This window comes from Mycobacterium sp. NPDC003449 (genome assembly GCF_053588415.1).
The window spans coordinates 1-11,896 of the sequence record NZ_JBSFPX010000024.1 but is presented as its reverse complement, the minus strand read 5'-3'; the positions used below and the strand labels follow the sequence as shown (position 1 = coordinate 11,896).

The following is an 11,896-nucleotide window of genomic DNA, read 5'->3' as shown; positions in this document are numbered from 1 at the left end:
CGGCGCGTCTGCTCGCGGTCGTTCGGAACACCTGGCGGACCCTCACATCGATGGGCACGGCGCTGGTGCTGCTGTTCCTGCTCGCCCTGGGCGCCATTCCCGGGGCGCTTCTGCCGCAGCGCAGCCTCAACGAAGCCAAGGTCGACGAGTACCTCGCCGCGCATCCGACCATCGGTCCGTGGCTGGACCGCCTGCAGGCCTTCGACGTGTTCGCTAGCTTCTGGTTCACCGCGATCTATGTGCTGCTGTTCATCTCGCTGGTGGGCTGCCTGACGCCGCGGATGATCGAGCATGTCCGCACCCTGCGGGCCGTGCCCGTGGACGCGCCGCGCAACCTGGCCCGGCTGCCCAAATACCACCGCGAACAGGTCAAGGCCGATCCGCAGGAGCTGGCGCAGACGGTGACCCGGCGGCTCAAGGGCTGGCGCACCGTCACCCGCCAACGAGACGGCGAGATCACCGAAATATCCGCCGAGAAGGGTTATCTGCGGGAGTTCGGCAACATCGTCTTCCATTTCTCGCTGCTCGGTCTGCTGGTCGCGGTCGCGGCGGGCAAACTGTTCGGCTACGAGGGCAATGTGATCGTGATCGCCGACGGCGGTCCCGGCTTCTGCAGCGCGTCACCGGCGGCGTTCGACTCGTTCCGGGCCGGCAACACCGTCGACGGCACCTCGCTGAACCCGATGTGTGTCCGGGTGCACGATTTCGACGCGCAGTACCTGCCCTCCGGGCAGGCGTTGTCGTTCTCGGCCGATATCGACTACCAGGCCGGCGACGATCTGGCCGCGGGTAACTGGCGGCCCTACCGGCTGGAGGTCAACCACCCGTTGCGGGTCGATGACGACCGGCTCTACCTGCAGGGCCACGGGTATGCGCCGTCGTTCACCGTCACCTTCCCCGACGGCCAGACCCGCAGCCAGACCATCCAGTGGCGGCCCGAGGAGCAGACCACCTTCCTGTCCTCGGGCGTCGTGCGCATCGACCCGCCCGCGGGCACCTATCCCGACCCGGAGCAGCGGCGCAAACACCAGATCGCGATCCAGGGGTTGTTCGCCCCCACCAAACAACTCGACGGCGCACTGCTGTCCTCCAGCTTCCCGGCGCTCAACGATCCGGCCGTGGCCGTCGACATCTACCGCGGCGACACCGGGCTGGACACCGGGCGGCCGCAGTCCCTGTTCAACCTCGACCCGCGGCTGATCGATCGGAACAGGCTGACCAAGGTGGCGCGGGTCAATCTGGTGCAGGGCCAGGACACCAGGCTCGATGACGGCACCGTCGTGCGGTTCGACGGGGCCACCCCGTTCGTCAACCTGCAGGTGTCGCACGATCCGGCCCAGATCTGGGTGCTGGTGTTCGCGATGTCGATGATGGCCGGGTTGCTGGTGTCGTTGGTGGTGCGCAGACGCCGGGTCTGGGTCCGGATCAAACCAGCTGGTGCGGGTACCGTGAGCGTCGAACTCGGCGGGCTGGCCCGCACCGACAACTCCGGATGGGGCGACGAGTTCGAGCGGTTGACGGAACGGCTGTTGGAGGGCCGTGCCGGGCCGGCAGAAGAAAAGGCGAAGCAGTGATTTCTGAGCACATCGATATCGGGCTGGCCCGCTACTCCGACTGGGCGTTCACCTCGTCGGTACTGGTGCTGGTGGGCGGGCTTCTGCTGCTGGCCGTCGAGCTGGCCTACAGTCGCGGCCGTCGGGTCGAACAGCGGGAGCTGGTCGGCGCCGGTGGACCGGCAGTAGTCGGCGCCGACAGCGCCGTTCCCGGCGTCGTCGGCGAGGAGCCCAAGCGGCCGTTCGACGAACGGGTCGGGAAATCCGGTCTGGCCCTGACCTACGTCGGCATCGGCCTGCTGTTCGTGTGCATCGTGTTGCGTGGCCTGGCCACCTCACGGGTGCCGTGGGGCAACATGTACGAGTTCATCAACCTGACCTGCTTCTGCGGCCTGGTCGCCGCCGCCGTCGTGCTGCGCCGCCCGCAGTATCGCGCCCTGTGGGTGTTCGTCCTGGTGCCGGTGCTGATCCTGTTGACGGTGTCGGGCCGCTGGCTCTACACCAACGCCGCGCCCGTGATGCCCGCGCTGCAGTCGTACTGGCTGCCGATCCACGTGTCGGTGGTCAGCCTCGGCTCGGGTGTGTTCCTGGTGGCCGGTGTGGCCAGCATCCTGTTCCTGGTGAAGATGTCGCCGCTGGCCGGCCGCGCCGACGGGCTGGGCCGGGTGCTCCAGCGCCTGCCCGACGGTCAGACCCTCGACCGGATCGCCTACCGCACCACGATCTTCGCGTTCCCGATCTTCGGCTTCGGGGTGATCTTCGGGGCCATCTGGGCCGAGGAGGCATGGGGCCGGTACTGGGGCTGGGATCCCAAGGAGACGGTCTCGTTCATCGCCTGGGTGGTCTACGCGGCCTACCTGCATGCGCGGTCGACGGCGGGCTGGCGCGACCGCAAGGCCGCCTGGATCAACGTGGTGGGTTTCGTTGCGATGGTGTTCAACCTGTTCTTCATCAACCTGGTTACCGTCGGGCTGCATTCCTACGCCGGAGTCGGCTAGCGGCCCCTCCCGGCGGGTGACCCTGTGTCCCGACGCCATGGCGCGCTATGGTCAGGCCGCGGGGGTGGTCTGCGAACAGGGGCGAGAGAGAAGGGGATTTCGTGTCCGAGTCATCCGAACACCCGGTATCCAACGCGGTGGACGTTTCCGAGACCCCGTCCGAGACACCACCCGACGCCGCGTCCGAAACCCCATCGGCGCAGCCCGCGCCCCCACCCGTTCCCACCAGCCCACCCGATGAGACGCCGGTCGTCCCCTCGGTGTTCGCACCGGTGCCCGGCTTCCGTAGCCAGAAACGGTTCAGCGACCCCGCCCAGCCCGGGGTGACCACCCCGCTGCCGGCCGAGTGGACCGCGCCGACGCCCCCGCACGGCATCCCGGCGCCCGCCGGGGGGTTTGCCCGGCCCGCCGCCGGTCCACCCCCGACCGCACCCGCGGCCCCGCCCGCTGACGGCGAGTTGTTCGCGACGCCCTACCGGGATCTGTCCACCACGGCGCTGCTCGGCCAGCGCAAGAATCCGCCCACCTCGGGTTGGCGCAAATGGCTCTACGCCGGGTCGTTCAAGAAGATCAACGTCGGCGAGAGCCCGAAGATCACCAACCGCAACACCCTGATCGCCGAGGTCGGCCAGCCGCTGCAGGGGTGCTACCGGATCGCCCTGCTCTCGTTGAAGGGCGGTGTCGGCAAGACCACCATCACCGCGACGTTGGGTGCCACGTTCGCCTCGATCCGGGGGGACCGGGTGGTGGCGGTCGACGCCAACCCGGATCGGGGCACGCTCAGCCAGAAGGTCCCGTTGGAGACCGCAGCCACCGTGCGCCACCTGCTCCGCGACGCCGAGGGCATCGAACGGTACAGCGACGTGCGGGCCTACACCTCGCAGGGGCCCAGCCGGCTGGAGGTGCTGGCCTCCGAGAGCGATCCGGCGGTGTCCGAGGCGTTCAGCTCCGAGGATTATCTGCGCGCGGTGGAGGTGCTCGAGCGGTTCTACAGCCTGGTGCTCACCGACTGCGGCACCGGACTGATGCATTCGGCGATGTCGGCGGTGCTGTCGAAGGCCGACGTGCTGGTGGTGGTCAGTTCGGGTTCGGTCGACGGCGCCCGCAGCGCCGCGGCCACGCTGGATTGGCTCGATGCGCACGGCCACCAGGACCTGGTGCGCAATGCGATCGCGGTGATCAATGCGGTACGGCCGCGTTCGGGCAAGGTCGACCTGTCGAAGGTGGTCGACCACTTCTCCCGGCGCTGCCGTGCGGTGCGGCTGGTCCCGTTCGATCCGCACCTGGAGGAGGGCGCCGAGATCAGCCTCGAACAGCTCAAACCCGGCACCCGCGATGCGCTCATCGAATTGGCCGCCGTCGTGGCCAGCGACTTCGCCGGGGCGCGCCGGTAGGCCGGCCCGCGCGGTCGTTCCGCGTCAGGGCCGGGGATTGTCGCCGTGCCCGAGCCGCCGCAGAAAGTCCGGATCGTCGTCGGGGCCGATCACACGCTTTCCGGATTGATTGCCGGTCGCCCGCGTCAATCGCCAGCCGACATACACCAGACAGGCCACAGCGAGAATCAGGAGTAGGTACGCCACTCGAAACCTCCTTGCTCCGAATATACGCGTCGTCGGTAGGCTCGGGCCCGTGTCAGCAAGTGGTCGCACCTCGCGCATGGTTACCGATGTCCTGGTATACGTGGCGGCCAGGCTGGTCCTGGTCGCGGTGCTGACCGCGGCGATCTACGTGATCGGACACCTGTTCATCGCCGACTTCCCGGTCGTGGTCGCGTTGCTGTTCGCCTTCGTGATCGCGTTGCCGCTGGGCATCTGGCTGTTCCGGCCGTTGCGGGAGCGGGCCACGGCCTCCATCGCCGTGTTCGACGAACGTCGACGCAAGGACCGCGAACAACTGCGGGCCCGGCTGCGCGGCGACGAGCCGCCGGCTCAGCAGTGAGAGAGGCGTTCGGCGCCGAATTCGTCGGCGCCGAAGGGTTTCTCAACTCGCCGACCTACGGTCTGCCGCCACAGTTCCTGGTCGAGGCGCTGCACCGGGTTATCGCCGACTGGCAGGCCGGAACGATGGACGCCACCTCGTTCGACGAGCCGGTGCGGCTCGGCCGGGCCGGATACGCCGCGCTGGTGGGGGTTCCGGTGGAATCGGTGGTGATGGCCGGCAACGTCTCTGCCGCTTTGGGATTGGTGGCCGCCGCGGTGCCCGACGGTTGCCGGGTCGGCGTCTTGACCGGCGAATTCACCAGTACCACCTTTCCGTTCGCCGCCCAGGCGGCCCGCGGTGTCACGGTCACCGAGCTGGCGCCCGACGAGCTGATAGCCGCCGCGGCCGAGTTCGACGTGGTGGCGCTGAGCCTGGTGCAGTCGGCCGACGGTGCGGTGTTCGACCAACGGCAGCTGCGCGATGCGGTGAGCGACAGTGACACCGTTACCGTGATCGACGTCACGCAGGCCGCGGGCTGGAAGCAGCTGGATCTCGGTTGGGCCGATGTCACGGTCGCGGCGGTGTACAAATGGCTGCTGGCTCCCCGGGGTACGGCGTGGATGTCGTTGAGCGACAGGGTCGCAGGGCGGATGACGCCGCATGCGGCGAACTGGTACGCGGGTGAACAGCCCTGGCAGTCGATCTACGGCCTGCCGTTGCGGCTGGCGTCGGATGCGCGCAGGTTCGACGTGTCGCCTGCCTGGTTCGGGGTACTCGGCTCCGGGCTGACCCTGCAGTGGCTGGCGGCGCTGGATTCCGCGGCGGTGCAGGCCCATACGGTCGGCCTGGCGAATCGGCTGCGGGCCGAGCTCGGTCGGCCGGCCCAGGATTCGGCGATCGTGTCGATCCCGGTCGCCGGTGCCGCGGATCGCCTCGAACAGGCCGGTATTCGCGCCGCGATCCGGGCCGGGGCGGTGCGGGTGGGGTTTCACCTGTACAACACCGAGGACGACCTGGACCGGTTGCTGGATGTCATGGGGGATAACCGGTAGGTGGCGTTGGGGGCCAGCGCCGAGGACATCCGGGCGTCCCCGCGCGAGGCTGGAGTTACTCGAATTGAGCTGGCCGACTTAGGAGTACTGCCGATCATGAGTAACCGTATCCGCATCTCGACCGCACTGGCCGCCGGCGCGGTCGCGTCCGCGCTCGTCGTCGCACCCGTCGCCGAGGCCGCCCCGACCGGGCCGGAATGTACCTCGGCGGGGGAGACCTCGACGTTGTGTCAGTCCGAAGGCAACGCGCAGATCACCGCCACCCCACCGGCCGTCGACTATCAGGCGCAGTACCCGTTCTTCGGTGCCTACGGTGGTGGGCTGTTGTTCCATCACGGCGGCGCCCACCGCGGATGACGTTGTGGTCAAACGGGATCGAGCGGGATCCTGGCCGTGATGGTGGTGCCCGCCCCGATCGGGCTCGATATGGTCAGCCGCCCGGACAACGCCTCGACCCGATCGGTGAGGCCGATGAGTCCGGACCCGCCACTGGTGACCGCGCCGCCGACCCCGTCGTCGCGGATCCGCAGGTGCACGTCGCCGTCGGCGACGGCGATGTCGATCTCGACCACGGTCGCGTTCGCGTGCTTGGCGGCGTTGGTGAGTGCCTCGGCGACGACGAAGTACGTCGCGACGCCCACCGATTCCGGTATCGGCCCCGCAAGGTCGAGCGCGAGATCGACCGGTACCGTCGAGCGCCGCGACAACGACCGGATAGCCGCCCCCACACCGCCTTTGGACAGCACCGCCGGGTGGATCCCGCGGGAGAACTCCTGCAGCTCGGTGGACAACGCCGATAGTTCGCCGACGATGCGGTCGATCTGCTCGCGCAACTCGGCGTGACAGCCGGTCAGCGACGCCTCAAGGGCCCGCATGGCCAGACCCAGTGCGACCACTCGCTGTTGAGCTCCGTCGTGCAGGTCACGTTCGAACCGTCGCCGGGCCAGGTCGGCCGCGGTCACGATCCTGGCGCGGGACGCCGTCAGCGCGGCCCTGGTCTGGGCGTTGCCGATGGCGGTGGCCACCAGATCGGCGAAATCGCCGACGCGGGCCTCGGTGTCGGAGGCGAATGCGTGCGGCCGGGCCGAACCCACGCACAGCATGCCGCGGACCTGCCCGTTGACCGTGACCGGGGCGCCCACCGCGGACCGGACCCCGATACTGCGGATCCGGGCGGCGGTGGCACCGCCGACGTCGGTGTAGTCGTCGACGCGGGCCGGCAGGCCGGTCTGGGCAACCGTGGCCGGAATGCTGCTGCCTTCCAGCGGCAGCCGTTCTCCGATGGTGAGTTTGGTGGCACCGCTGGGATCGCGCGATGCCAGCACGACCGCCGTCCCGTCGCCCGGATACAGCAGCAGTGCCACGTGATCCATGCCGAGGCCCCCGGCGAGTTCCTCGACCGCGGCGGGATACACCTCCTCGGGGCTCGACCCGCCGGCGACCAGGGTGGCGACCCGGCGCAGCGCGGCCTGCTGTCCGGCCAGGGCACTGACCGCCGCATGGCTCTTCTCGATGAGGAGCTGGGCCTGGCGTGCGGAGGCCGCGGCGCGATCGGCCTGGTATCTGCGGCGCTCGGCCTCGGCGGTGCGCAGCCGGGCCTGCCCGACCAGCACGTTGGTCAGCAGCGCCACCGGCACGAAGATCGCGATGGCCGCCACATCCTGGGACCGGGTGAGCATGAACGCACCGTGGGTCCGCATGTGGAACTGCACGTACACCACGGCGCTGACCACCGATGTCGTCACCGCCAGTCCGGTGCCCCACCCTGCCGAAACGATGAGCACGCCGAGCAGGAACACCGCGCCGAACGTGCTCTCGGGGGCCACCTGACGCAGCAGGTACACCAGCAGCGTCTCGGCGGCGATCAGGGCCACCGCGACCGCGATGCCCACCCTCAACGGCGGTGCCATCGGCCGCAGCACGAAACCCAGCAGGCGCGCACGCAGCGCCCGCAGGCGGCGGACCGGCGGTGACTGTGCGGCGGCTGTGGTACTCATCTGTTGGATACGAACGATGCGGCCGTACGGTTCATGCCCACGGCCCCAGCAGATTCCGGCTACCGGTAATGAAACCGGGCCCGGCGCCTGCCACGCTGAACAGATGAACGGCTTTGTGGGCATGGTGCGCTGCCTCATCGTCGATGACAGCGCCGGCTTCCGGTCCGCGGCAGGCACTGTGCTCGCCCACGGTGGCATCGAGGTCGTCGGTGCCGCGGGCAACAGCCGTGATGCGTTGCGATCCTGTCGTGAGCTGCTGCCCGATGTGGTCCTGGTCGACGTCGCGCTCGGCCAGGAGAGCGGTTTCGACCTGGCCGAGGAATTGCACCACAGCATCCTGGCGCACCGGCCCGCGGTGATCCTGATCTCGACCTACGCCGAGCAGGATCTCGCCGAGATGATCACGGCCAGCCCGGCCGTCGGCTTCGTGCCGAAGTTCGCGCTGTCGGCTGCGGCGATCGAGGCCGTGCTGGCCGGTGCCTTAGGCGATCACCGCGCTTCCAGGTAGGTGATGACGGCGCGGACCCGGCGGTGGTCGTCGGCGGCCTCGGTCAGGTTCAGCTTGGTCAGGATGCTGCGGACGTGCTTTTCCACGGTGCCCTCGGTGACCCACAGCCGGCGGGCGATGCCGGAGTTGGATCTGCCCTCGGCCATCAGCATCAGCACTTCCTGTTCGCGGGCGCTGAGCACGGCCAGCGGGTCGTCGCGGCGCCGGGCCGAGACCAGCTCAGAGACCAGCGCCGGGTCGACCACCGAGGCGCCCTTGGCGATCCGTTCGAGGGTTTCGACGAAATCGCCGACGTCGGTGACCCGGGTTTTCAGCAGGTAGCCGATGCCGTGCCCGCTGGCCAGCAGTTCGGTGGCGTGTTCGACCTCGACGTGCGCGGAGAGCACCAGGATGCCGGTCTCGGGGGATCGGGTGCGGATGATCTTGGCCGCGTCGAGCCCCTCGGTGGTGTGGGTCGGCGGCATCCGGATATCGACCACCGCCAGCTGCGGTGTGTGATCGGCCACCAGCGCAAGCAGTTCCGTCGCATCGGCGGCCTGGCCCACCACCTCGAAACCGGACCGGTCGAGCAGGCTGGCGATCCCTTCACGCAGTAGTACGTCGTCGTCGGCGACGACGACCCGCAGCGCACTCATCGCGATCCTTTCCGCGCCGGCCCATCCCGCCACCGCGAGAACGGTGAAACGGCCAGTGACCGTGTGTCAATTGCAGCTAACCGGAATTGTGTGAGTGTAGTCAGCATCCGGGCACGATGGCGGGCAGCTTTGACGACACTGCCTCGCGCACCAGCCAGGGTAGGACACCATGACAGCGATCGCGCTCCGGCCGTCGCGCTCCACGGATGGGGCGCAACGGGCGTGGGGGCGCTACGCGGTCGAGGCGATCGGAATGTTCTGCCTGCTCTCGGTGGTCGGGCTGGCGGTGTCCTCGGCCGACCCGTCCGCACTGATCCTGGGTGCGGTGGTGGTCGCGATGATGTACGCGGGTGGCCAATTCTCCGGTGGCCACTTCAATCCCGCGATCACCCTGGCGGCGTTGCTGCGTGGTCGCGTCGCCGTGCCGGTGGCGCTCGGCTGCTGGGCCGCGCAGCTCGGCGCGGTGGCCGGGGCGGCCGTGGTGTGGCGGCTGGCGGTGGATCCCGGGCGGTTGAGCGTCGCGCTGTCGACAATGCTGTCGGGCCCGCTGCCTGCGGCCGCGGTCATCGCCGGGCTCCTGCTGGCATTCGTCGGCGGCTACGTGCTCATCGGTGCCGAGCCCGCCGAACCCGCGGCCGCCGACCTTGCGGTGGGGGTCGCCCTGCTCGTCGCGGCCGGGACCGTCGCGGCCCTCGTCAACGGGGTACTGAACACCTCCGGCCGGCTCGAGGTGTTCAGCTGTTCGACCGTCGGGCTGTATCTGGTCAGCCAGATCATCGCGGGCGCCTTCGCCGGAATCGCGTTCCTCGTCGACGCCGTCCGCTGACTACCGCCCGAACGCGGCGCCCTTCTCCCGGTCCAGGTAGGTCTCGGATTTGTTGCGCAGGAAGAACAGGTACACGATGAGCGAGAGCGCGATGCAGATCGTGACGTAGGTGATGAACAGCGGCACCTGGTCACGTTCCTTGAGCGCCTGGTAGATCACCGGCGCGGTTCCGCCGAAGATCGAATTCGCCAGTGCGTAGCCGACTCCCACTCCGAGGGCACGCACGTGGGACGGGAACAGCTCGGACTTCACGATCGCGTTGATCGAGGTGTATCCGGTCAGGATCACATAGCCGACGGCGACCAGCAGGAACGACAGCAACGGCGAATGTGTCTGGGGCAGATAGGTGATGAGGACGTAGGTGTAGACGAGCCCGCCGAATCCGAACCACAGCAGCAGCGGTTTGCGGCCGACCTTGTCGCTGATGATGCCGCCGACGGGTTGCAGCAGCATCAGGAAGATCAGCCCGGCCAGGTTGATCCAGGTGGCCGTCATCGCCTGATCCTTGTACGTGGACTTGACGATTGTGGGCGCGTTGACGCTGTAGGTGTAGAACGCGACGGTGCCGCCCATGGTGATCAGGAAGCACAGCAGCAGCGGCCTCCAGTACCTGGTGAACAGCTCGCTCATCGAGCCCGAGCTGGTGTCCTGGCCCGCCTTGACCGCGTCGAGCTGCTCCTGCGACAGCGACTCGTCCATCGTGCGCCGCAGCCAGAACACCACGATCGCGGCCACGCCACCGACGGCGAAGCCGATGCGCCAACCGAATTCGTGCACCTGCTGGTTGTCGAACGCGGTCAGGATGATCAGCAGGGTGAACTGGGCCAGCACGTGGCCACCGACCAGGGTGACGTACTGGAACGACGAGAAGAAGCCGCGTCGTTCCCGGGTCGCGGCCTCGGACATGTAGGTCGCCGATGTGCCGTATTCGCCGCCGGTCGCGAAACCCTGCACCAGCCGGCACAGGATCAGCACGATCGGTGCGGCCATGCCGATGGTTTCGCGGGACGGCACCAGCGCGATCACCAGTGAGCAGGCCGCCATGAGCGAGACGCTGAAGGTCAGGGCGGCCCGGCGGCCCCGCCGATCGGCGAACCGGCCGAAGAACCACGAACCGATCGGACGTGTGATGAACGTGACGGCGAAGATCGCGTAGACGTACACCGTGGAGTTCTGGTCGGATTCGGCGAAGAACTGTTTCTCGAAGTAGGTGGCGAACACCGTGTAGACGTAGACGTCGTACCACTCGACCAGGTTGCCCGATGAGCCTCTGATGGTGTTCCAGATGGCCCGGCGGGTTTCGGCCCGCCCCGACGGCGTCGGTGGGTGTGCCTCGGTCGAAACGGTCATGCGCGTCTCCCAGGTGTGGTCGGCGTAGAAGTGCGACGGTCACGTTACGGCTTTTTCGGCGAGCAGACGCGCCGGTACCCGGAAAACGCGAATTCGGGGTACCGGCGCGACTGCTCGCGGGAGAGCCGGGTCTCTTGACGCATCCATGATGTCAACTTAAATTGACAACTATGGACGCGATCAACACCGACAGCCTCGGCAGCTCCGACCCGGTCGTGGGCCTGCGCGCGGTGGGTGCGCTGGAGCGGTTGCGCGAGGGCCTCGAGGTCATCCACGTGGCCAACGCCCGCGACCAGGGTTGGAGTTGGCAGGAGATCGCCGATGCGCTGGGCGTCAGCCGCCAGGCGGTGCACAAGAAACACAACCGGAGGAAGTGACCATGTTCGAACGGTTCAGCCGCAACGCCAAGGTGTCGGTCGTGCTGGCTCAGGAGGAAGCTCGCGAGCTGGCCGCCGACGACATTCGCCCCGAACACCTCCTGGTGGGAGCGCTGCAGAGTGCCGGCCGGGACCTGTCGGCCCTGGTGGCCGGGTTCGGGCTGACCGCGGATACGGTCCGCGGCCGGTTGGTCGCCGGGGAGGCGCCGGGCGACGAGTCCTTCGACGCCGACGCCGAGGCCCTGCGCTCGATCGGCATCGATCTACATGCGGTGCGCGACAAGGTGGATCGCACGTTCGGCGCCGACGCGTTCGACAATGCGCGGCGCCCGTCCGAGCGACGACGCAGGCGCCGCGGGCATATCCCGTTCACCAAGTCGGCCAAGAAGGTGCTGGAGCTCGCGTTGCGAGAGTCGTTGCTGCACAACGACGGCCACATCGGATGCGAGCACATCCTGCTCGGAATCCTTCGTGGCGGCGACCAGTATGCGCTCGGTCTGATCACCGAGCATGTCAGTGCCGACGTGTTGCGCGCGGGCATCGTCGGCGTCCTGGACAAAGCCGCCTAGTTTCTTCGCCGAGCAGACGCGCCGGTACCCGCACACGGCCAGTTTCGTCACGGTGGAGAATATCGACGTCTTGGACGAACTGGCTGTGGATTTCGATCCGGGCGTGATTAC

The 11,896-nt window shown here is 68.3% G+C and carries 14 protein-coding genes; 10 read left to right on the top strand and 4 right to left on the bottom strand.

The genetic code is table 11. The features are described 5' to 3' along the window. Window positions 1-50: 50 nt before the first annotated feature. The 3 genes from resB to ACWDTP_RS09425 all read left to right on the top strand — a co-directional run bounded on the left by resB (window position 51) and on the right by ACWDTP_RS09425 (window position 3,945). Window positions 51-1,574: a cytochrome c biogenesis protein ResB gene (gene resB / locus ACWDTP_RS09435; RefSeq protein ID WP_450018937.1), complete on the top strand. Its 1,524-nt coding sequence runs from the start codon at window positions 51-53 to the stop codon at window positions 1,572-1,574. Then, a complete protein-coding gene (gene ccsB, locus ACWDTP_RS09430; RefSeq protein ID WP_450018859.1) occupies window positions 1,571-2,551 on the top strand; it encodes a c-type cytochrome biogenesis protein CcsB in 981 nt (326 codons plus the stop codon). The genes resB and ccsB overlap by 4 nt, the downstream gene beginning before the upstream one ends. Window positions 2,552-2,652: 101 nt before the next feature. Continuing rightward, on the top strand, window positions 2,653-3,945 hold the full coding sequence (locus ACWDTP_RS09425; RefSeq protein WP_450018857.1) for a MinD/ParA family ATP-binding protein: 1,293 nt from the start codon (window positions 2,653-2,655) through the stop codon (window positions 3,943-3,945). Between the two features lie 24 nt (window positions 3,946-3,969). On the opposite strand, the gene ACWDTP_RS09420 is transcribed toward ACWDTP_RS09425, so the two are convergent. Next, window positions 3,970-4,131: a hypothetical protein gene (locus ACWDTP_RS09420; protein ID WP_450018855.1), complete on the bottom strand. Its 162-nt coding sequence runs from the start codon at window positions 4,129-4,131 to the stop codon at window positions 3,970-3,972. 76 nt (window positions 4,132-4,207) lie between these two features. On the opposite strand from ACWDTP_RS09420, the gene ACWDTP_RS09415 reads away from it, so the two are divergent. From ACWDTP_RS09415 to ACWDTP_RS09405, 3 genes are all read left to right on the top strand, one after another. After that, a complete protein-coding gene (locus tag ACWDTP_RS09415; RefSeq protein WP_450018935.1) occupies window positions 4,208-4,489 on the top strand; it encodes a DUF4229 domain-containing protein in 282 nt (93 codons plus the stop codon). Continuing rightward, window positions 4,486-5,523: an aminotransferase class V-fold PLP-dependent enzyme gene (locus ACWDTP_RS09410; RefSeq protein ID WP_450018853.1), complete on the top strand. Its 1,038-nt coding sequence runs from the start codon at window positions 4,486-4,488 to the stop codon at window positions 5,521-5,523. Before ACWDTP_RS09415 ends, ACWDTP_RS09410 begins: the two co-directional genes overlap by 4 nt. Window positions 5,524-5,619: 96 nt before the next feature. Then, window positions 5,620-5,880 carry a hypothetical protein gene (locus ACWDTP_RS09405; RefSeq protein ID WP_450018851.1) on the top strand — a complete coding sequence of 87 codons (261 nt, stop codon included), beginning with the start codon at window positions 5,620-5,622 and terminating at the stop codon, window positions 5,878-5,880. Window positions 5,881-5,888: 8 nt separating this feature from the next. Here the strand turns inward: ACWDTP_RS09405 and ACWDTP_RS09400 are convergent, their stop codons facing one another. After that, window positions 5,889-7,520, bottom strand: coding sequence for a GAF domain-containing protein (locus tag ACWDTP_RS09400; protein ID WP_450018849.1), 1,632 nt, complete (start codon window positions 7,518-7,520; stop codon window positions 5,889-5,891). Between the two features lie 103 nt (window positions 7,521-7,623). Between ACWDTP_RS09400 and ACWDTP_RS09395 the strand changes: the two genes are divergently transcribed. Then, entirely contained in the window at window positions 7,624-8,028 is a 405-nt protein-coding gene (locus ACWDTP_RS09395; protein WP_450018847.1) for a response regulator, read from the top strand. On the opposite strand, the gene ACWDTP_RS09390 is transcribed toward ACWDTP_RS09395, so the two are convergent. Beyond that, window positions 8,010-8,663: a response regulator gene (locus tag ACWDTP_RS09390; RefSeq protein ID WP_450018845.1), complete on the bottom strand. Its 654-nt coding sequence runs from the start codon at window positions 8,661-8,663 to the stop codon at window positions 8,010-8,012. The genes ACWDTP_RS09395 and ACWDTP_RS09390 overlap by 19 nt on opposite strands. Before the next feature lie 169 nt (window positions 8,664-8,832). On the opposite strand from ACWDTP_RS09390, the gene ACWDTP_RS09385 reads away from it, so the two are divergent. Beyond that, window positions 8,833-9,489, top strand: coding sequence for an aquaporin (locus ACWDTP_RS09385; RefSeq protein ID WP_450018843.1), 657 nt, complete (start codon window positions 8,833-8,835; stop codon window positions 9,487-9,489). Here ACWDTP_RS09385 and ACWDTP_RS09380 read toward each other — a convergent pair whose 3' ends face one another. Beyond that, entirely contained in the window at window positions 9,490-10,839 is a 1,350-nt protein-coding gene (locus tag ACWDTP_RS09380; RefSeq protein ID WP_450018841.1) for an MFS transporter, read from the bottom strand. A gap of 170 nt (window positions 10,840-11,009) precedes the next feature. Between ACWDTP_RS09380 and ACWDTP_RS09375 the strand changes: the two genes are divergently transcribed. Further along, complete coding sequence (locus tag ACWDTP_RS09375) at window positions 11,010-11,216, top strand: helix-turn-helix domain-containing protein (protein ID WP_450018839.1); 207 nt, start codon at window positions 11,010-11,012, stop codon at window positions 11,214-11,216. A gap of 2 nt (window positions 11,217-11,218) precedes the next feature. Continuing rightward, window positions 11,219-11,785, top strand: a complete 567-nt coding sequence (locus ACWDTP_RS09370) for a Clp protease N-terminal domain-containing protein (protein ID WP_450018837.1) — start codon at window positions 11,219-11,221, stop codon at window positions 11,783-11,785. The last annotated feature ends 111 nt before the right edge of the window (window positions 11,786-11,896 follow it).

What these genes read in the sequence shown, in the direction of transcription:
- resB (WP_450018937.1), top strand. Translation starts at nt 51, where the DNA reads ATGGGCACGGCGCTGGTGCTGCTGTTCCTGCTCGCCCTGGGCGCCATT.
- ACWDTP_RS09415 (WP_450018935.1), top strand. Translation starts at nt 4,208, where the DNA reads ATGGTTACCGATGTCCTGGTATACGTGGCGGCCAGGCTGGTCCTGGTC.
- ACWDTP_RS09405 (WP_450018851.1), top strand. Translation starts at nt 5,620, where the DNA reads ATGAGTAACCGTATCCGCATCTCGACCGCACTGGCCGCCGGCGCGGTC.
- ACWDTP_RS09400 (WP_450018849.1), bottom strand. Translation starts at nt 7,520, where the DNA reads ATGAGTACCACAGCCGCCGCACAGTCACCGCCGGTCCGCCGCCTGCGG.
- ACWDTP_RS09395 (WP_450018847.1), top strand. Translation starts at nt 7,624, where the DNA reads ATGAACGGCTTTGTGGGCATGGTGCGCTGCCTCATCGTCGATGACAGC.
- ACWDTP_RS09390 (WP_450018845.1), bottom strand. Translation starts at nt 8,663, where the DNA reads ATGAGTGCGCTGCGGGTCGTCGTCGCCGACGACGACGTACTACTGCGT.
- ACWDTP_RS09385 (WP_450018843.1), top strand. Translation starts at nt 8,833, where the DNA reads ATGACAGCGATCGCGCTCCGGCCGTCGCGCTCCACGGATGGGGCGCAA.
- ACWDTP_RS09380 (WP_450018841.1), bottom strand. Translation starts at nt 10,839, where the DNA reads ATGACCGTTTCGACCGAGGCACACCCACCGACGCCGTCGGGGCGGGCC.
- ACWDTP_RS09375 (WP_450018839.1), top strand. Translation starts at nt 11,010, where the DNA reads ATGGACGCGATCAACACCGACAGCCTCGGCAGCTCCGACCCGGTCGTG.
- ACWDTP_RS09370 (WP_450018837.1), top strand. Translation starts at nt 11,219, where the DNA reads ATGTTCGAACGGTTCAGCCGCAACGCCAAGGTGTCGGTCGTGCTGGCT.